The following is an 18,581-nucleotide window of genomic DNA, read 5'->3' as shown; positions in this document are numbered from 1 at the left end:
CAATCCCTCGCCCGGCCGCTGCTACCCGAGGTGACTGTCCACATCAGACCGTCGCGCGAAAGCCGGCGCGTGCTCCGGCCGAATTCCGACCCCGCCCAGATACGCGGTAACCCCGGACAGCGCCGGAACCCGTTGCAACACCCGCATCGGCGCGGGAAGCCGTTGCAAGGTTCCCTCCAGTGCCGGACGCAACAGCATTTCGTGCTCGCTTCGCTGGTTGAACTGCACCGCCGCAGTCGGAAGCCAACGGCGGCGGCGGATCGCGGCCAACCGGGACGGCGAAGGCGTCCCGGCCCGCAGGGGCGCGGCCAGGATTCGGGCGGTCGCGACGGCATCTTGCACGGCCAGGTTCACTCCGACGCCGCCCACCGGGGACATCGGGTGGGCGGCGTCGCCGATGCACACCGCACCCGGCCGGTGCCAGCGCGGCAGCAGGCCCATCGTCACTTCGAGCAGCTTGACGTCGTCCCAGGAACGGATGCCGGCCAGCTGCCCGGGCGACCAGCCGAACAGTTCGCTCAGCCGGGCGCGGAATTCCGCGACTGGCGCCGAACGCAGCCGGGCATCCGAGCCGCGAGGAATGAGGTACGACGTCTGGTAGTAGTCGCCGCGGTCCATGGTGACCGAGGCGTAGCCCGGGCCGAAGCGGGCGAACACTCCGGATTCTCCTTCCTCGGCTTTCGGCACCCGCACTTGCCAGACGTCCATCGGGACTTCCGATTCCCGCAGGGCGAAGCCGAGTTCGCGGCGCACGGCCGACCATCGGCCGTCGCAGCCGACGGTGAGCGGGGCGGCGATTTCGCGCTCGGTGCCTCCGCAGGAGCGGTAGCGCACGCCGGTGACGCGGCCGTTCTCGCGGCGCAGGCCGGTCAGTTCCGCGCCCATGCGCAGAGAGAACGCCGGCTCGGCGGCACCGGCTTCGGCCAGCAGGCCCAGGAACTCCGACTGGGGCACCATGGCGAGGTGCCGGTGCGGTCCGCGCAGCCGGCCGAAATCGGCCGCCACCACGGTTTCGTCGCCGATCTGCATCTTCATCCGCTTTAGGAACGAGCGGGAGAGCCGGGCGAAGCGTGCGCCCAGACCGAGCTCGTCGAGCAGGCGCAGGGTGGAGGGATGCACGGTGTCGCCGCGGAAATCCCGGAGGAAGTCGCGGTGCTTCTCCAGTACCACGACCTCGATGCCGGCCCTGGCCAGCAGCAGGCCGAGCATCATCCCGGCCGGGCCTCCCCCGGCGACGACGCATCCCGCTCGTTCCATCGCGGCTCCAATCTTAGATACACTCTAAGTTTAGATCAGCGCTAATATTTCCGCCATGACCGGGTTGCGAGAAGAAAAAAAGCGGCGGACCCGCCAGGCACTGATCGAGGCAGCGCTGACGCTGTTCGACGAGCAGGGTTTCGACGGCACGACAGTCGCCGAGATCGCCGCCAGGGCCCAGGTGTCGCCAGCGACGTTCTTCAACTACTTCGCGGCCAAAGAGGACGTCGTTTTCGCTGATCAGCACCTCTTCGACCAGGTGCTGGACGAAGTCTTCGCGGCCGCGCGGCCCGGAGAACCGGTCGCCGAACTCGTCCCGCGGACGATCGGCGCGCTGGCCACCGCGGACGAGTGGAGCTTCCCGCTGGACCATCCGCTCACCGAGGTGCGGACGCGGCTCCTCGCCGAGGTGCCGGCGTTGCGCGCCGGGTACCTGCTGCGCAACGCGATGGTCGGCGACCGCTGGGCGGAGCTGCTGTACGAGAAGTGCGCGCCGCAGCTGGACCGGGTCGAGGCCGCGGCGCTGACCGGCGCGGTGTTCGGTGCGCTGGAGGCGGCGCTGCGGCAGGAGACCGGCGGGCGAAACACGACCGAGGTCGTCCTGTCCGTGGTCGACCGCGTCGTGCACGGGTTCGTCCCCCGCTAGCCGGAATCAGTTGCAGGACAGAGATTCCAGTTTCGTGTCCGACGCGACCACGGTGATCCCGCCGGTCGCGTTCCGTCCGGACGCGGCCAGCGCGGCCGCTGTCGTGCAGACCACCTGCCGCACCCCGTCCGGGAAGAGTTGCTTCATCGACACGGCCACGGTCACCACCACCTGCGCGCCGCTGGTGTCGACGGTGACGTGCCGTCCGGGCGGCAGCGTCGAGTAGAAGCCCTGCTGTTCCTCGGCGGGGGACGGGCCGCCGAAGAGCTCGGTCAGGATGGTGGTCGGGCTGGTTTCCGCGGCCCAGGCCCGGCGCACCGGGCTGAGCTGGCCGCCGATGAGGAAGTAGAGGGTGATCTGCGGGCGCGTCGAGCCCAGCTGGTTCCCGATCGGCGCGTTGCCGGCCGGGATCACCGCGGTCGGCTGGATGCCGCACCCGACGAGACCGAACGCGCACAGCAAGACGCAGGCCAGCCGTTTCATCGGGCCTCCCGGGGCAGCCGGAGCGTGAAGCGCGCGCCGTCGCCAGTGTTTTCGGCTTCCAGCGCGCCGCCGTGCAGACGGGCGTTTTCCTGCGCGATGGACAGGCCGAGGCCGCTGCCTTCGGACCGGGCGCGGGACGTGTCCGCCTTGGCGAACCGGTCGAACACGTGCGGCAGCACCTCCTCCGGGATGCCCGGACCGTGATCGGTGACGGTCAGCGTGACCGCCGTCTCGCCGCTGCTCAGCCGCACTTCCACCGGCGGCGCGCCGTGGCGCAGGGCGTTGCCGACGAGGTTGGCGACCACCAGATCGAGCCGGCGCGGGTCGGCGGACGCGACGATGCCGGACGGCAGGTCGGCGGAGATGCCGTCGGCGGCGGTCCAGCCGCGCGCGGTCAGGCTGTTCTGTACCAGCTCGGCCAGGTCGACCTCCTCGGCCCGCAGCTCCGCCCGGCCCGCGTCGAAGCGGGAGATCTCGACCAGGTCCTGCACGAGCCGGGTCAGCCGGCGGGTTTCGGAGGACACCAGCCGCGCAGCGACCGCGGTGTCCGAAGGCAGCTGGTCGGCGTCCTCGTCGAGCACGTCGGTGACCGCGTTCATCGCGGCCAGCGGGGTGCGCAGCTCGTGCGAGACGTCGGCGACGAACCGGCGCGCGTCGGCCTCCATCGAACGCAGCGAACCTACTGTCCGCTCCAGCTCGGCGGCGGTGTGGTTGAACGTGGTGACCAGCTGGGCCAGCTCGTCGGAGCCCTTCGTGGGAAGGCGCACGTCCAGCTGACCGTCGCCGAGCTTCCGGGCCGCGGAGTTGAGCGCGCGCACCGGGCGCAGCACCTGGCGCGCGGCCAGCAACGCCAGCCCGACCGCGATCGGCAGCGCGAGAGCGGCCATCAGCCACGCACGTTTCGCCAGTTCGTCGATCGCGGTCTGCTGGGCGGTCAGCGACACCGTTTTGTAGACCTCGACGCCGGTGTGCTCGATCCCGGCGGAACCGTAGCGCAGCAGCGGCATCCCGACGAACAGCATCGGCACGCCGCCGTCGACCACTCGCTGGAACTGGATGACGTTCCCGCCGTCGACCGCCTGGCGCAGCCCGGGCGGAACGTCGCCGGGAGAGAGGCCGGTTTCGGAGTGCAGCGCGCCGAACGACACCGAGGTCCGGCCCTTGAGCGAGTGCGCCATGTTGTCGAGTTGCCGCTGGTCGGGCGGGAAGGTGAGCTGCGGCAGATAGGTATAGACATCCTCGCGCAGCTGCACCATCGCCGGATCCTGCACGCCGGCCAGGATCGTGTTGCGCGCCGACACGTAGCTCGCGCCGGCCGCCGCGCCCGCGCCGACCAGTGTCATCGCCGCGAAGGCCAGCACCAGCCGCAGCCGCAGCCCGGACACCCGGCTGCGCAGCCAGCCGGCGGTCCCTGGCCCGCTCACGAGCGGCCGAACCGGTAGCCGAACCCGCGGACCGTCTGCACGTGGTCCGGTCGCGCCGGGACGTCCTCGATCTTGGCGCGCAGCCGCTGCACGCAGGCGTCGACCAGCCGGGAATCGCCGAGGTAGTCGTGTCCCCAGACGGTGGCGAGCAGCTGACGACGGCTGTACACCTGGCCCGGCGTGCGGGAGATCTCCAGCAGCAGCTTCAGCTCGGTCGGGGTGAGCGCCACCGGTTCGCCGCGTTTGCGCACCAGCATTCCGGCCCGGTCGATCACCAGGTCCCCGTGCTGTTCGGGCGCGGCGGCGTCCGGTTCGGCGGCGGTGCGGCGCAGGACCGCGCGGATCCGGGCGTCGAGCACCCGCGGTTCGACCGGCTTGACGACGTAGTCGTCGGCACCCGCCTCCAGGCCGGCGACGATGTCGAAATCGTCGCTGCGCGCGGTGAGCATGATGATCGGCACCTGGCCCTGCGCGCGCATCCGGCGGCAAGTCTCGAACCCGTCGATGCCGGGCAGCATCAGGTCCAGCACCACCAGGTCGGGCGTGCGTTCGCGGAGGAGCCGGACGCCTTCTTCGCCGGACGCCGCGGTGTGCACCGTGTGTCCCTGGCGGCGCAGGGCCAGTTCCATTCCTTCGCGCACGGACGCGTCGTCCTCGACCACCAACACCACTGCCACCCCGTCATTATTGGGAGAAGCCGCCGGAGCGCGCGAGCCGGGCCGATCTTGTAGCGAAACCATGACACGGCTCAGACGAGATCCCTAACTCGCGCAGCCAGGCTCGTAGGCATGGCAGTGCTGACTCGTGAAACGCAGTTGCTCGACGTGTCCCGGTCCGCGCCCCGGCACGCGCTCGCCCCGCAGCGGCGCTCGCGCACCGCGGTGCTGATCGCGTCCGCGATCGGGTTCACCGGCGCGTTCGTCGTCGCCTACCTGCTGTTCGTGCGGACGCCCGGCGGACAGCGGGCGGAGGACGGCGTGGTCCGCTACGCGCAGCAGATCACGCGGTCCACAGTGGACTGGGCGATGCCGCTGTCCGAGCTGGACATGGTGGCGGTGTTCGGCGCGGCCGGCATCGCCGTCGTGGCGCTCGCGATGGCACGCAAGAGGTTCGCGCTCGCGGTGACCGCGCTGGTGCTGTTCCTGCTGCCGATAGCGGCCGCGCAGCTGTTCAAGATCTACCTGCTCGACCGGCCGGACGTCGCGTCCGCGACCGGCGTCCCGCACCACAACAGCTTCCCGAGCGGGCACGTGACCGCGGCCACCGCCGCCCTGCTGGCGCTGGCCGTGGCGCTGCCCGCCCGGTTCCGGACCTGGGTGCTCGCCGTGGGCGCGCCCGGCGTCGCCTGGGTGGCCGCGGCGACCGTCGCGCTGAGCTGGCACCGCCTGTCCGACACCGTGGGCGGCTGCCTGCTGGTGGCGGCCGTGGTGTCGACCGGCGCGGCGGTCGTCTCGGCCCGGCGTCCGGACGGCAGCCGGATTCCGCCGATCGCGACGACAATCGCGCTGCTCGGGCCGGTCGCGGTGGTGCTCGGCGGGTACGCGGTGCTGGCTTCGGCCACCTCCGGTCCGGCGCGGTTCGTGGCGGCGCTGGTGCTGGCCGCGTTGAGCGCGATGGCGGTGGTGCTGCTGGCCGCAGGGCCGTTGCGGCGAGTGAACTTCGACCCGTCGGGGGCCCGGAACCGGGTCGCCGAGCTGCGCTAGCCGGTGGTGAGCGGTTCACCCGGGGCAGAACCGGCTGAGCAGCTCACGACGGGGTGCGCGCGCCGGTCACGAGGGGTTGCGGCGCGGTTTGATCCGGACCGCGGGCAGCGCGGGAGCGGGCAGCCGTGCCGGGCCGCCCGGGTAGGGCGGGATGCCGCCGAACTGGTCGGAGCCGTTTTGCCAGGCTGCGCGGTACTCGACGATCTCGTCGTGGGTGCGGCCGACGAAGTTCCACCACATCAGGATTTCCTCGCCGAACGGCGGGCCGCCGAGCAGCACCGCGCGGGCCGGGGATTCGGCGGGGTTGTGCAGGTCCAGCGCGGACGCGCCGGCCGCCAGGTAACCGAGCTGGGCTCGCTGCAGCGAGGCGTCGGCAAAGGTCAGTTCGCCGGTGTCGACCAGGACGCCGTGCTCGAAAGCGGGGTCCGCGGGCAGGGAGACGGACGCGCCGGGCGCGAGGACGATCTCCGCGCCGAGGAGCGGGGTGAAGGTCTCCACCGGCGAGGTTTCGCCGGCCAGCGAGCCGAGGAAGACGCGGAGGGCGGCACCGTCTCGAGTGACGGTGCGCGGGGCGTAGTGCTGGAAGTTGCGGGGGGCGTGCCGGTGTTCGTCGGGGAGCGCGACCCAGAGCTGAACGCCGTGCAGGACAGTGGTTTCCGGGGTGGAGACCTCCTCGTGGCAGATGCCGTGGCCGCCGGTCATCAGGTTGAGCTCGCCGGGGCGGACCAGGGCGTGCGTGCCCAGGCTGTCCCGGTGCTCGATCTCGCCGGTGAACAGCCAGCTCACGGTCTGAAGGCCGGTGTGCGGATGCGGGCCGACCGACATCCCGCCGGTGGCGGCGGTGTCGTCCGGGCCGTAGTGGTCGGCGAAGCACCAGGCCCCGATGAGCGAGCGCTGGCGCTGGGGGAGCGTGCGGCGGACCGGCATGGCCCGGGGGCCGCCCAGCGGGACGGAGCGGGCGTCGAGGATCTCGACCTTGCCTGGGGCTTGAGGCGCGGGGCCGCAGGTGAGTTCCGCTGGGTCGGGATCGACGTTGCTCATGGCGTTCACGATAACCGGCGCGGTCGGCGCCCCGCGTCCGTGAAGGACGCCTTGAGGGAATCGAAGTCCCGGAAGGGGCCCTTCACAGACGGGAGGCGGGCAGGTTGCGCAGCCAGTCGAAGGCGGTGGGCAGGGCGTTCAGGACGGAGATGTGGCCGTCCTTCGGGTGCAGCCAGAGGGTGGCGTTCGGCAGGGTCTTCAGGAGCCAATGGCTGTGGCTGACCGGGATCACGCGGTCCGCTGCGCCGTGGGCCAGCAGCACGGGGGCCTTGACAGCGGCGAGGTCGACGCCCCAGGGGGTAGTCAGGGCCAGGTCGTCTTCGGCTTCCGCGGTGACGTCTCCGGCGGAACCGGCGTCCCTGCCCAGCGCGCTCCAGGGACCGGACAGGGCGGCCCAGTCCGCGGCAATGAAGCTGGACTCGTCGAACTCGTGGCTTTCTCCGTGCTTCAAACGGATGTCGCGGCCTTCACGGGCGGCCCGCAGCGAACTGTCGTCGGCCATTCCGGCGTACCAGTCGTATTCCTCGCTGAACGGAGCCACCGCGCCCAGGCCCACCACTGCGGTCACGCGGTCCGGCATCGCCGCGGCGCAGGCCAGTGCGTGCGTGCCGCCGCTGGAGGCGCCCATCGTGGCGAAGCGGGAGAGACCCAGCGCGTCGGCCAGCTGCCGGACGTCGTCGGCGGCCGAGCCGACCGTGCGGCCGGGATTCGGAGTGGATCCGCCGTAGCCGGGGCGGCCGTAGGACACGACGCGGAATCCGCGTGCCGTCGCGGCCTCCGCGACCGGGCCGAGGAGGCGGCCGGACTGCGGGGTGCCGTGGTGCCAGATCACCGGGAAGCCTTCGGCGCCACTGTCGTGCACGCGCAGTGTTCGGCCGTCGGTGAGCGTCAGATCTGCGGTTGTCGTCCCCATGCCGGGGGACTTTAGCTGTGATCTCGCTTCCGGCTGGCGAATTCGTCCCAGGCTTGCCGGACGAGCGCCGGGTGGGCGAGAAGGTCGGTTGCCGTCCGGGCCAGCGCGGCCGCGGTCGCCAGCAGCACCGTGCGGGCCCGCGTGGAGCGGGTCGCTTCGGCGAAGGCGACGGATCCGGTGGCCTGCACCGGGTCCAGCAGCGCGACGGCCGGGTGGACGGTCGGGAAGCGGTGGCTGAGATCGCCCGCTTCGGGCCGCCCGGCGGCCGGTCCGGGCGCGGGCGTTTCGGGGTGCAGCCCGCACGCGGTGAGATGCCGGGCGAAATGCCCGGACAGCACGGAGTTGTCCTGGAAATGGGCATGCATCGGGCCGATGTGCACGACCTCGGCCTTGGTGCCGGTCGCCATCGCCGCGCCTTCGGCGGCGGTGGTCATTTCCATGACAAGCCTGCTGAGCGAGGCTCCGTCCGGGGCGCGCAGGCCGAACCGGGCTTCGGCGGTTTCCGGGACGGCGTCGGTGGACACGCCGCCTTGGGTGATGATTCCGCGGATCGCCGCGCCCAGCGGCAAGCGGGCTCGGAGTGCGCCCGCGGCGGTGAAGACCTGCAGCAGGCCGGCCAGCGCGTCGGTGTTGTCTCCGGGCGTCGGGCCGGACGTGCCGTGCATGGTCACGCGGAGGTCGGTGCGCGCGGGAATCGGTGCGGCGGGCCAGGTGTGCGTGCCGGGCTGGAAGGTGAGGACGGCGTCGGCATCGGCGGGACTGTCGGTGACCACGATCGAGCCGGATTCATTCGTGCCGGCGGCGGCGAGGGCGGCGCCGAGGCAGGCGGCGACGATCAGGTTGTGGCCGAGTTCCGGGCGGCCGTCGGAAGGGATCAGCAGCGTGACGCACGGGCGGCCGGCGCCGTGGCGGGCGGTGCGGCCGGAAACGTCGAAGCCGGCGGCGGCCAGCCGGTCCAGGCTGGGCGGTTCGGCGCCGGCCAGGGTGCGGGTCAGCGCCCAGAGCTGCTCGGCGAGCCGCTCGATCTCGCGGTCGGCCCGGTCGTGCCGGTCCTCGTCGGACTCCATGCGCACCAGGTACCCAGCCGCGCCGGATTCGATCCCCGACGGAAGTGGGTAATTCGGCCGTGTGCGCGGACCCGCGGATGAGCGATTGTCACTGGTATGACAGCGGGAACCTACCGGGTGCTGCCGGCCGAGGTGTCGGCGATCGTGAAGAACGTGGAAGGCCTCGGCGCCTCGGCGCTGTCGGCGGTCCGCGACTTGGAGACGCTCGTGATCGACGCCATGTCGTTCGCGGGCATCGGCAGCGGGGTGGCCGCGGCGAACACCCTGCTGCAGTCGAAACTGGTGTCGTCGCTGGGCGACTTCGTGAAGCTGATCGACCAGCTCAACGGGAAGGTGGACACCGCGGCGAAGAACTACGCGGCCGCCGACACCGCGGTCGCGCAGGGTTACGGCGGGGGCGGCGCGGGAGGCGGTGGCGCGGCAGCGGGCGGCGCGGCTCCGCAGCAGCACCAGCTGGACGAACGGGTCGTCGACTCGATCATGCGGTCCGAGGGCGCGACCGGCGAGCAGGGCGGGGTGCCGGAGGCGTACGGCTTCCGTCAGAACATGCACAACGGCTACGACCAGATCATGGCCGCCCGCCGGCAGTACGGCATCGGCAGCGCCGAGGAGCACGCGGTGGTGGCGCAGCTGATGACCGCGAACGCGCGCCGGGCGGGGGCGCTGGAGTTCAGCGACCCGGGCGCGCAAGCCGCGATCATGTCCGGCGCGCACATGCGCGGCGCGGGCGGTGTCCGGGCGATTCTGAACCACATGGGCGGCGCGGACCTCGTGCGGAGCGCCCGCACGCTCGACCCGGCCGCCGCGCAGCAGCTGCAATCCCTTACGCCGCAGGAGTTCCAGCAACAGTTCCACGACGCGCGGCTGGAGTACGACCGGCAGGTCTACGGCGACACCACCACCCGGCAGAACGGGCATACGCAGAACTGGTGGGACCGCTACGGCAACGGCCTGACCCAGCGCTATGACCGCGAGCAGCAGGAATTCCTGCGGCTGTCGGAGTAATTCTCAGTCCATAGCGGACACCTGGGCCGCCAGGTCCTCGGCGAGCCTGCCCAGCAGCGTCCCGAGGGCCTGGCGGTCTTCGGCCGTCCAGGCGCTCATCGCGCCTTCCAGCCAGCTTTCGACGGTCGCGAAATAGCGCTCGGTCACGGCTTTCCCCTCGGCGGTCAGTTCGACCAGCCGGGCCCGCTGGTCGTCCGGGTCGGCCACCCGGCGCACCAGGCCGCGCTCCTCGAGCCCGTTGACCTGCCGGGTGACGTGCGGGCCGACCACCTTCATCCGGTGCGCGATCTCCCCGACCCGCATCGGCCGACCGGCCAGCTGCAGCACGCCGAGCACGCTGATCGCCGGCCTGTCCAGCGGATGCCCGGTGGAGTCGATCGCGCGCTCGACCAGCCGTCCCCGGTTCAGCGCCCCGCTCAGCTCGTTCAGCCGGGGCAGCAGGTCCCGGAGCAGGGAAAACTCGGACGGCATCGCGCACTCCTTGATTAGATACCTAAGTTAGGTATATGGATCGCCCCTCTGTCCCGTGCCGAGCAGTGCTGGGCGGGCGAGAAAAAGATACCTAAGGTAGGCAACTTCTGTCTGCCGAGTGCGCGAAAAGGGGAGAGCCATGAGCAGGAGCGTGCTGATCTCGGGGGCGAGCATCGCGGGGCCCGGTTCGGTCCGTGAAGGGCCCCTTGACGGAATCTGAGTCCCTCAGGAGCCCTTCACGGCCTCGGCGAGCGGTGGCGATCGGTGCGGCGTGGGAGGCTGTGACGCCGTGACGCCGTGAACCCTGATCGAGCGGGGCGGCGGAAGGGCGAAGGGGCGGGATGAACGCGATTGCGCGCGGCGGCGGGATGCTGGTCGCGATCCTGGTGGTGGTCGGCGGGACGGCGGGGCTCGGCGTCGCGCTCGGGCTCGGCGCGACGGCGATCCTCGCCGGGTTGACGGCGTTGTTCTGTTTCCTCGCGGCGACCGGCGGTCCGCTGCGGCCGGATCTCTGGTTGCTCGCCGCGTTCGCGCCCGCGGTAGTGCTGGGCGGGGCCGGCCCCCGGTTGCTGGGCGAGGTTTCGGTGGCGGCCTCGATCGCGTTGCTGGCGCTGGTCGTGTTCGCGGCGGCGTTGCTGCCCGCGCTCGGGCCGCGCTATGTGACGGTCGGGCTGGGACTCGGCATGGCTTCGGTGTTCGGGTACGGCTTTCAGCTGAGCGGGACGGCAAGTCCGCTGCAGATCCTCAGCGCGCCGGCGCTGGCGGTCGGGGTGGTGTTCGTGCTGCGGCTGGTGATGGGGCTCGGCGATCCGGGCAAGCCGAGCCGTGCGGCACTCGCCGACGCGCTCGCCGGGCCGGACCGAGACAGCGCGGAGCGGGCGGTGCGGTTGTGGCTCGCGGACCGGCCGAGGGCTTGGCAGGCGCGGGTTCTCGCCGGCGGCGGGCGGTATCACGGGACAGCCGCACTGCTGCGCGACCGTACTCGGGCATTCGACGGCGAGCAGACGGCGGCGGTCGAGCGCGTGCTGGCCGCGGCGGACGAGCAGGCCGCGGTGCTGGCGGAGGCGGTCCGGGCGAAGAAGGGCGCCGAGCCGCCGGCGGTAGTGCGGGCGGCGGCGGACATTGATCTTCCTGGGGACACCGATGCGCTGCTGGACGAGGCGTGGGACGCGCTGTCCGCGGTCCGCGAAGCGTTGCTGGTTCGCGACGAGTCCATAGTGGACTTTCCGCGGCACCTGGTCCGGGAGGTGCTGCGGCGGGAGGCCGCAGGCGTGTTTTCCTGGCGCTCCGCGCAGTTGCGGCACGCGGTGCGGGCCGCGCTCGGAATGACGGTCGCGGCGGTGGTGGCGACGTTCCGGCCCGGCGACCCGCTGACCGTGTCATTCCTGATGACGACGTTCGCGTTGATGCAGCCGGAATGGCGCGACACGCTCGCGAAAGCCGGGCAGCGGGCGGCGGGGGCGGTGGCCGGCGCGGTGGTGCTGGCGGTCGCGTTGTGGCTGCTGCCGCCGGGGGCTTTGCTGCCGTTGGGAATTGTCGCCTTGCTGGTCGGTTTCCCGTTCCTGCAGGTGAAGCCGATGGTGTTCAACGGGTGCATGGTGCTGATGAGCGTCGGGATGAACGCGACGACCCGGCACCTGGATGCGCTGTCGGTGCTGATCGAGTACTTGCTGCTGGTCGCGCTGGCGGTGGGAATCGGATTGCTGTTCGGCTTCGCCGCGGTTCCGGGGGTGCCGAAACCGCCGGTGGGGCAACGATTCGCGGACGCGGTCGCGGAGACCGGCGATCTGCTGTCGGCGGTGGCCCGCCGGATGCGCGGCGAAGGCAGCCGACGCGAGATCGGCCTGCGGTTCCGGGCGGCGGTGCGGACGCATCAGGATCTGGTGAGCCCGGAGCCGGGCAGCGGCGAGCCGTCCGCGCGGCAGCGAGCAGTACTGGATGAGGCGGGACAGGGGTTGCGCGGGTTGGCGGCGTCGGCTGGGGCGTTGTTGCAGCGGGACGGGCAGTCGCCGACGATGGCGGCGTTCGCGGATGCCGCTGCGGCGGCCTTGGCGGGCAGCGGCGAACTCCCGCCGCGGCCCGAGCCGGCGGACGAGGAGGAGCGGTTGCTGGCCGATCTCGTCCGGGCGGATCTGCTGCGGGTGCATCGCGGGGCGGAGGCGCTGGCGGGCTGATCGGCCCGTGCGGACATCGGATGCTTCCCTCGCGTCCCTTCACCATCCGCGTTCGTGCTGTCACGATCCGGACATGAGGAAACTCCCGATCGTGACAGCGGCAGTCGGCGCGGCGATGCTGCTTCCGGTGCCGGCGGCCTACGCCGACCCGCCGCACAACCTGCCGCAGAACGCCAATGGATACGAGCAGTCCTACTCGCCGGCCTACGACTACGACGGCGACGGCTGCTACGCCACCCCGGCGATCGGGCCGGACGGCACGCTGGCCCCGGGGCTGAACACCACCGGCGCGGTCAACGGCAACTGCCGCGACCAGTCTGACCTGGACAATTCGCAGACCTACTCCCGGTCGACGTGCAACCACGGCTGGTGCGCGGTGGTCTACGCGAGCTATTTCGAGAAGGACCAGGCGGTCGCGGGCAGCGGGCTGGGCGGTCACCGGCACGACTGGGAGCACGTGATCTCGTGGATCGACCAGGCGGCCGGCCAGGTCGAATACGTGACGACCACGCAGCACTCGTCGCAGGTCACCTACCCGCGTTCGAAGGTCAGCTTCGACGGGTCGCATCCGAAGGTCGTCTACCACAAGGACGGACCGGGGACGCACTTCTTCCGGCTGGCCGACGCGCACGACGAGCCGCCGGAGAACCACTACCACGACTGGCGTTATCCGCCGCTGGTCGGCTGGGACGGCTGGCCCTCGACCGGCCTGCGCGACCGGCTGATGGGTGCCGACTTCGGCGCGGCGACGATCAAGATCAGCGACGGGCGCTACCAGGACCTGCTGGAGCGGTCGAAGCCGGCTGGGATCCCGTTCGATCCGCGCGGCTGACTCCTCTGGACTGCCTGGCCGCCCCCGGCGATAGTGAACGCCATGCACGCCTCCTTGCCGCTGGCCGGCTTCACCGTCGTCTCGCTGGAACAAGCTGTCGCCGCTCCGCTGGCCACCCGCACCCTGGCCGATCTCGGCGCTCGCGTGATCAAAATCGAACGCACCGTGATCGGCGACTTCGCCCGCGAGTACGACCATGTCGTGCACGGCACTGGCGCGCACTTCGTATGGCTGAACCGGGGCAAGGAATCCCTGGCTGTCGATGTGAAAACCGCGGAGGGCCAGGACGTCGTGCGCCGGCTGATCGCGCGGGCGGACGTGTTCGTGCAGAACCTGGCTCCCGGAGCGGCGGCCCGGCTCGGCCTCGATTCGGCCGCGCTGCGGGCCGGACATCCGAAGCTGGTCGCGATCGACCTGTCCGGCTACGGCTCCGGCGGCCCGCGCGAGCAGCGGAAAGCCTACGACATGCTGGTGCAGGCGGAAGCCGGCCTGATCGGCATCACCGGGACGCCGGAGACTCCGGTCAAGACCGGGATTCCAACCTCGGACATCGCGTCCGGGATGTACTGCGCGCAGGCGGCGCTCGCCGCGCTGCTCCGGCGGGAGCGGACCGGGGAAGGCGCGACGATCGAGGTGTCGATGCTGGAAGCCACGGTGGAGTGGATGGGGTATGCGCTCTACAGCCAGATGTATTCCGGGCGGCAGCCGGCGCGGATGGGGCTGAGCCACGCGTCGATCGCGCCGTATGACGCGTATCCGACGCGGGACGGGCAGATGCTGATCGGGGTGCAGAACGACAGCGGATGGCGGACGTTGGCCACTGAGGTGCTGGACGCGCCGCGGCTGGCGGAGGATCCGCGGTTCGCCACGAACGTGCTGCGGGTGGCGAACCGGGCGGCCTGTGACTCTGCGGTCGCCGCTGAGACGGTCAAATGGTCCACTGTGGACTTGGACGAGCGGCTCGCGGCGGCGGGAATCCCCGCCGCACAGGTGAAGCAGGTGGCGGACGTGGTGGCGGATCCGCAGCTGCAGGCCCGGGGCCGGTGGCGCAAGGTGGAGACCGAACATGCCACGGTGGACGCGTTGCTGCCGCCGGTCACGTTCGCGGACGTCGAGGCGCGGATGGGGGACGTGCCCGCGCTGGGCTCTCATACGCGGTCGTTGCTGGCCGAGGCCGGAGTGGACGTGCAGGACTTCTTGCGGCGCGGTATCGCCTTCGCACCGTGATCAGTCCACAGTAGACACTTGGTGTCGCGCCGCTCGCTGCTCGCGCCGCTCGCCGCGCGCCCGCAGTTCGTCCGTGAAGGGCCCCTTGAGGGAATCCAAGTCCGGCAAGGGGCCCTTCACGGACGCTGATGAACGCGTTCCGTCCGGGTGGGCAGGCCGGTCGGGGCATTGTTTTCCCCTCGGTAGCCGGATCGTGGCAGACTCGCCGGATGCGAGCGTGGGGGGCGACGCCGTGGACGCGGGCGCCGAGAACTGGATGGCGGCAACCAGCAGTCGTGGTGGCGGCGATCGCGGCGGCGGTACTCGTCGCGCTGCCGGCCGCGGCAGTGGCGCTGTTCCTGTCTTCAGCGGGTAATGCGACGTTGAGCGATCAGATGGACCGCGCCTGTCAGTGGTCGGTGGGCGCGCAGTGGTCCGGCGGGCTGGCGATGACCTCGTCGGCGCCCGCGATGCCGGGTGCGCCGCCGACACCGGTCGGCAAGCCGCTCGAAGACGCCCGGATCGCCGCTGCCCGGCAGTACGCCCACGGCGTGCCGCGATTGTCGGACGTCCAGTCCACGCTCCTCGCCACCGCGAAGGTCGACCCGGTCAAACCGGGTGACGCGCATCCGGAGCAGTCCGCACTGTGGCTGGTCAGCCAGGACGGCTTCCAGCAGCACCTGCAAACGCTCGAAGGCGGCAAGGGACCGGGAATCTGGCTGTCCAGCCAGTTCGCCGCCGCGCGCGGCCTGCACGCCGGCGACCAGGTGGTGGTGCACGGCGGCTGGGCGCCGCGCACCGGAGCGCCGCCGGACGGCCCGGTCCGGACCATTCCGGTCGCGGCGGTGTACCGGGACCTGCGCGAACTGCCGGACCGGCCGTACTGGTGCCACCTCCAGCCGCTGTACCGGCCCAGCCCGCTGACCGAACGGCCGGTCTACCCGCTGGCGTTCGTGTCGCGTGCCGACCTGTTCGGGCTCACCCCGCCGGACGGCGGCCTGAGCAGCTACTTGGAGGCCTCGGTCGACCGGGACGGGCTGACCACCGCGGACGCGCCGGCGGTCGTCGCCGGACTGGACCGGGTCCGTGCGCGGACCGCCGCCAGCCCGCTGTTTCAGCAGAACGCCCGGATGGAGTTCAGCTCCTCGCTGGGCGGCATCGCCGACCGGGCGGACCAGGTGGTGTCGTCACTGGCCGCCACAGTGGTGCCGATCGGCGTCGCCGGATCGCTGACCGGGCTGGTCATCTCGGTCACGGTGGGCTCGTTCTGGGTGGAACGCCGCCGTGCCGAGCTGGCGGTGCTGTCCGCGCGCGGCGCGGGCCCGGCGGCGCTGGCCGGGAAAGCCTTGCTGGAGCTGGGATCCATTGCATTGGCGGGCAGCATCGGCGGCTGGTTCGCCGCCCGCGGGCTGGTGTCCGCGCTGGGGCCGAGCCCGCTGGTCACGCCGGGCGCGCTCGGGTTCTCCGTCCTCGGCGCGGCGGTCTCGTTCCTCGCCACGCTGGCCGGCATCGGCGGTTCGGTCGTCCTGCGCACCCGGGCGCTGTTCGACGCGCGCACCTCGCGGATCCGGCACCTGCCGTGGGAGATCCTGCCGCTCGTCGCCGCGGCGGTGTGCTATTTCGCGCTCGGCGACGGCGTGCAGGCCGGTGTCGGCCAGGCCGGTTCGGTCGCGCGGATCCCGCCGCGGCTGATCGTCGTGCCGCTGCTGCTGGTGCTCGGGCTGGCGATGCTGGCGACCCGGCTGGTACGGCTGTTCTTGCCCCGGATCCGGGCGGTGCGAAGGGAACGCGCGGTGGCGTTCCTCGCCTGGCGAAGGCTCGCGTCCGCCCCGTCCGCGGCGGCGGTGCTGGTCGGCGCGACCGCGGTGCCGGTGGCGCTCTCGATCTTCGCCACCATGGTGACCGGTTCGGTCGAACGGACGCTGGGCGACGAGGGCCAGCTCGTGGTCGGTTCGGACGTGGTGGTCCGGCTGACCGGGCCCGCGCGGGTGCCGCCGAGCCTGGCCGGGCAGGCGACCCTGGTGGACCGGTACGACTCGGCGTTCCTGGGCAGCAAGACCGTCAACGTGGTCGGCGCGGATCCGGCGACGTTCGGCTCGGCCGCCTTCTGGGACGACGATTTCCGCGGCCCGGCCCTGCCCGACCTGCTGGCGCGGATGTCCGGCGAAGGCGCGGTCGGTCTCCTCGCCGGAGTTCCGGAGGCGTCCGAGCACACCACGCTCAGCCTTGCCGGCCAGCAGCTGCCGCTCACCGTGGTGACCGTGGCGCAGCTGCCCGGGAAGAGCGCCGGGTTCCCGGAACTGGTGCTGCGCAAGGACATCCTCGCCAAGTTCGCCGGCGAGAACGTGCACCATGAGCTGTGGGTGCGTGGCGATCCGGCGGAAGTTCTGCCGGAGCTGGGCAAAGCGGGCGTCCCGGCCGGAACGGTCAGCCGCGCCACCGATGTCACCGCGCACGGGGTGTACGGCGGAATCACCTACACGTTCGCGTTCTTGACCGCGGTGTCCGCTTTGGTTGGCGCAGTCGTGCTAGTCGGACTCCTGCTCTATCTCAACGCGCGATCGCGAGCGCGGCGCGGCGCGTACGTGTTGCTGCGCCGGATGGGAATCAGTTCCGGTGCGCATTGGCGGGCGCTCGCGTACGAGGTAGGCGGCTTGCTGGCGGCCGGGTTCGCGCTCGGCCTCGGGTTCGCCGCGGTCGGGGTGTCGGTGACCTACCAAGGCTACGACCTCGATCCGGAGACCCCGCCGGACACGGTGCTGCCGATCCCTTGGTGGCCGAGCGGGCGGCTGCTGCTGGCGGCCGCGGCGGTCGCGCTCCTCGTCACTTACGCAGCCCAGCGGGCGGCTGCGCGGGCGCTGCCTTCGGAGGTGCTTCGTGACACAGTCTGACGCTGCCGCGGTGCGCGGCGAAGGCTTGACGCACAGCTACCGCACTGCGGGGCGCTCGCTGACCGCTCTGCACGAGGTCACCATCAGCGCGGCGCGCGGCCGGATCACCGCGCTCGTCGGGCCGTCCGGGTCCGGGAAGTCGACGCTGCTGCGGATGCTGGCCTGCCTGGAACGGCCGGACGAGGGCCGCGTCGAGGTCGGCGGCACCGACGTCACCGCGTTGTCCGCTCGGGCCCGGCGGGCGATCCGGCGGCGGCGGATCGGTTACGTGTTCCAGAATCCGGTCGACAACCTGCTGGACTACCTGACCGTGCGGGAACATCTGGAGCTGGCCGCGAGGATGCGCGGCATCGCCCCGGTCGGCGCGGACCTGCTGGACCGGCTCGGCCTGGACCACCGCGCCGGGCACCGGCCGCGGCAGCTGTCCGGCGGCGAGCAGCAGCGGACCGCGCTGGCCTTCGCCGCGGTCGGCGATCCGGCCGCGGTGCTGGCGGACGAGCCGACCGCGCAGCTGGACCGGGCGTCGGCGCACCTGGTCGCGGAGGCGCTGCGGGCGCTCGCCGAAGCCGGTCAGACGGTAGTGGTCGCGACGCATGACCCGCTGCTGATGGCCGCGGCCGACGACACGGCGGAACTGGTGGACGGGAGGATCCGGTGAGCGCGCTGCTGAGCGTTTCGGACGTGAGCCGGTCGCACGGCGGGATGCCGGTGCTCCGGCACACCAGCCTGGACCTGTCGGCGGGCGAACTGGTCGCGCTGACCGGCCCGTCCGGCTCAGGCAAGAGCACCCTGCTGATGATCGCGGGCGGCTGGGACCGGCCGGACAGCGGTACGGTCGAGGTCCGCCCGCCGATGCCGGAGCTGCCGGTCTCGGAACAGCCGTGGCACGCGCTGGCGTTCGTGCCGCAGTCGATTTCGCTCTTCGAAGAGCTGACGGTGGCGGAGAACCTGGCGTTCGCCGCGCGGACCGCGGCGGAGCCGCCGGACCACCGGAAGCTGCTGGAAACGCTGGATCTGGCGAAACTTGCCGATCGGCTGCCGAGCGAGATTTCACGCGGTGAACAGCAGCGGGCGGCGGTGGCGCGAGTGCTGGCTTCGGGGCCGCTGGTGCTGCTGGCCGACGAACCGACGTCGCACCAGGACCGGGCGCACGCCGAGATGGTGCTGACCGCGCTCCGGCGAGCAGCGGACCGCGGAACGGCCGTGCTGGTGGCGTCCCACGATCCGCTGCTCTCCGAGCACGCGGACCGGGTGGTGCCGATCGGCGGGGCTTAGCGCTTGTCATGTGGTGCTGTCGTGATGCCTGGGCGGCCAGTGTGCCGGTCTGTCCGTGGAGGGCCCCTTCAGAGACTTGGATTCCCTCAAGGGGCCCTTCACGGACAGACCAGCGGGCCGTTCGGCGCGCACCACGTGAGACAAGCTTTTAGCCCAAATCCGTGAAGGGAACATTGAGGAACTCAGAGTCCCT

General features: G+C 71.7%; 17 protein-coding genes. 9 read left to right on the top strand and 8 right to left on the bottom strand.

What is annotated here, in order from left to right; translation table 11 throughout:
- Positions 1 to 21 precede the first annotated feature (21 nt).
- Positions 22 to 1,257: an FAD-dependent oxidoreductase gene (locus AMYBE_RS0116995; RefSeq protein WP_027927738.1), complete on the bottom strand. Its 1,236-nt coding sequence runs from the start codon at positions 1,255 to 1,257 to the stop codon at positions 22 to 24.
- A 55-nt stretch (positions 1,258 to 1,312) separates the two neighbouring features.
- On the opposite strand from AMYBE_RS0116995, the gene AMYBE_RS0116990 reads away from it, so the two are divergent.
- Entirely contained in the window at positions 1,313 to 1,903 is a 591-nt protein-coding gene (locus tag AMYBE_RS0116990) for a TetR family transcriptional regulator (protein ID WP_020660588.1), read from the top strand.
- A 6-nt stretch (positions 1,904 to 1,909) separates the two neighbouring features.
- Here AMYBE_RS0116990 and AMYBE_RS0116985 read toward each other — a convergent pair whose 3' ends face one another.
- Genes AMYBE_RS0116985 through AMYBE_RS0116975 form a run of 3 tightly spaced genes read right to left on the bottom strand, consistent with a single transcriptional unit; the run spans position 1,910 to position 4,487 of the window.
- Positions 1,910 to 2,386: a hypothetical protein gene (locus AMYBE_RS0116985; RefSeq protein WP_020660587.1), complete on the bottom strand. Its 477-nt coding sequence runs from the start codon at positions 2,384 to 2,386 to the stop codon at positions 1,910 to 1,912.
- A complete protein-coding gene (locus AMYBE_RS0116980) occupies positions 2,383 to 3,810 on the bottom strand; it encodes an ATP-binding protein (RefSeq protein ID WP_020660586.1) in 1,428 nt (475 codons plus the stop codon). Before AMYBE_RS0116980 ends, AMYBE_RS0116985 begins: the two co-directional genes overlap by 4 nt.
- A complete protein-coding gene (locus AMYBE_RS0116975; RefSeq protein ID WP_027927736.1) occupies positions 3,807 to 4,487 on the bottom strand; it encodes a response regulator transcription factor in 681 nt (226 codons plus the stop codon). Before AMYBE_RS0116975 ends, AMYBE_RS0116980 begins: the two co-directional genes overlap by 4 nt.
- 111 nt (positions 4,488 to 4,598) lie before the next feature.
- Here AMYBE_RS0116975 and AMYBE_RS0116970 point away from each other — a divergent pair, with 111 nt between their 5' ends.
- Positions 4,599 to 5,513: a phosphatase PAP2 family protein gene (locus AMYBE_RS0116970; protein ID WP_020660584.1), complete on the top strand. Its 915-nt coding sequence runs from the start codon at positions 4,599 to 4,601 to the stop codon at positions 5,511 to 5,513.
- 66 nt (positions 5,514 to 5,579) lie between these two features.
- Here the strand turns inward: AMYBE_RS0116970 and AMYBE_RS0116965 are convergent, their stop codons facing one another.
- The 3 genes from AMYBE_RS0116965 to AMYBE_RS0116955 form a co-directional block, all read right to left on the bottom strand.
- The gene (locus tag AMYBE_RS0116965) at positions 5,580 to 6,554 is read right to left on the bottom strand and encodes a pirin family protein (protein WP_020660583.1); all 975 of its coding nucleotides are present in this window, start codon (positions 6,552 to 6,554) and stop codon (positions 5,580 to 5,582) included.
- Between the two features lie 82 nt (positions 6,555 to 6,636).
- Complete coding sequence (locus tag AMYBE_RS0116960; RefSeq protein WP_020660582.1) at positions 6,637 to 7,467, bottom strand: alpha/beta fold hydrolase; 831 nt, start codon at positions 7,465 to 7,467, stop codon at positions 6,637 to 6,639.
- An 11-nt stretch (positions 7,468 to 7,478) separates the two neighbouring features.
- The gene (locus AMYBE_RS0116955; RefSeq protein WP_020660581.1) at positions 7,479 to 8,534 is read right to left on the bottom strand and encodes a zinc-binding metallopeptidase family protein; all 1,056 of its coding nucleotides are present in this window, start codon (positions 8,532 to 8,534) and stop codon (positions 7,479 to 7,481) included.
- A 96-nt stretch (positions 8,535 to 8,630) separates the two neighbouring features.
- On the opposite strand from AMYBE_RS0116955, the gene AMYBE_RS0116950 reads away from it, so the two are divergent.
- Positions 8,631 to 9,539: a hypothetical protein gene (locus tag AMYBE_RS0116950; protein WP_020660580.1), complete on the top strand. Its 909-nt coding sequence runs from the start codon at positions 8,631 to 8,633 to the stop codon at positions 9,537 to 9,539.
- Between the two features lie 3 nt (positions 9,540 to 9,542).
- On the opposite strand, the gene AMYBE_RS0116945 is transcribed toward AMYBE_RS0116950, so the two are convergent.
- The gene (locus tag AMYBE_RS0116945; protein WP_020660579.1) at positions 9,543 to 10,010 is read right to left on the bottom strand and encodes a MarR family winged helix-turn-helix transcriptional regulator; all 468 of its coding nucleotides are present in this window, start codon (positions 10,008 to 10,010) and stop codon (positions 9,543 to 9,545) included.
- Between the two features lie 341 nt (positions 10,011 to 10,351).
- Here AMYBE_RS0116945 and AMYBE_RS0116940 point away from each other — a divergent pair, with 341 nt between their 5' ends.
- From AMYBE_RS0116940 to AMYBE_RS0116915, 6 genes are all read left to right on the top strand, one after another.
- Positions 10,352 to 12,184, top strand: a complete 1,833-nt coding sequence (locus AMYBE_RS0116940) for an FUSC family protein (protein ID WP_020660578.1) — start codon at positions 10,352 to 10,354, stop codon at positions 12,182 to 12,184.
- Positions 12,185 to 12,257: 73 nt separating this feature from the next.
- Positions 12,258 to 13,016: an NPP1 family protein gene (locus AMYBE_RS0116935; RefSeq protein WP_020660577.1), complete on the top strand. Its 759-nt coding sequence runs from the start codon at positions 12,258 to 12,260 to the stop codon at positions 13,014 to 13,016.
- A gap of 42 nt (positions 13,017 to 13,058) precedes the next feature.
- A complete protein-coding gene (locus AMYBE_RS0116930; protein WP_034287064.1) occupies positions 13,059 to 14,243 on the top strand; it encodes a CaiB/BaiF CoA transferase family protein in 1,185 nt (394 codons plus the stop codon).
- A gap of 209 nt (positions 14,244 to 14,452) precedes the next feature.
- Positions 14,453 to 17,113 carry an ABC transporter permease family protein gene (locus tag AMYBE_RS0116925; protein ID WP_084470049.1) on the top strand — a complete coding sequence of 887 codons (2,661 nt, stop codon included), beginning with the start codon at positions 14,453 to 14,455 and terminating at the stop codon, positions 17,111 to 17,113.
- Positions 17,100 to 17,771, top strand: a complete 672-nt coding sequence (locus tag AMYBE_RS0116920) for an ABC transporter ATP-binding protein (RefSeq protein ID WP_027927735.1) — start codon at positions 17,100 to 17,102, stop codon at positions 17,769 to 17,771. The genes AMYBE_RS0116925 and AMYBE_RS0116920 overlap by 14 nt, the downstream gene beginning before the upstream one ends.
- On the top strand, positions 17,768 to 18,388 hold the full coding sequence (locus AMYBE_RS0116915; RefSeq protein ID WP_020660573.1) for an ABC transporter ATP-binding protein: 621 nt from the start codon (positions 17,768 to 17,770) through the stop codon (positions 18,386 to 18,388). Before AMYBE_RS0116920 ends, AMYBE_RS0116915 begins: the two co-directional genes overlap by 4 nt.
- Positions 18,389 to 18,581 lie beyond the last annotated feature (193 nt).

Source organism: Amycolatopsis benzoatilytica AK 16/65, assembly GCF_000383915.1.
Lineage (GTDB): Bacteria > Actinomycetota > Actinomycetes > Mycobacteriales > Pseudonocardiaceae > Amycolatopsis > Amycolatopsis benzoatilytica.
The sequence above is the reverse complement of the archived record's forward strand: the minus strand, read 5'-3'. Positions and strand labels throughout refer to the sequence as shown.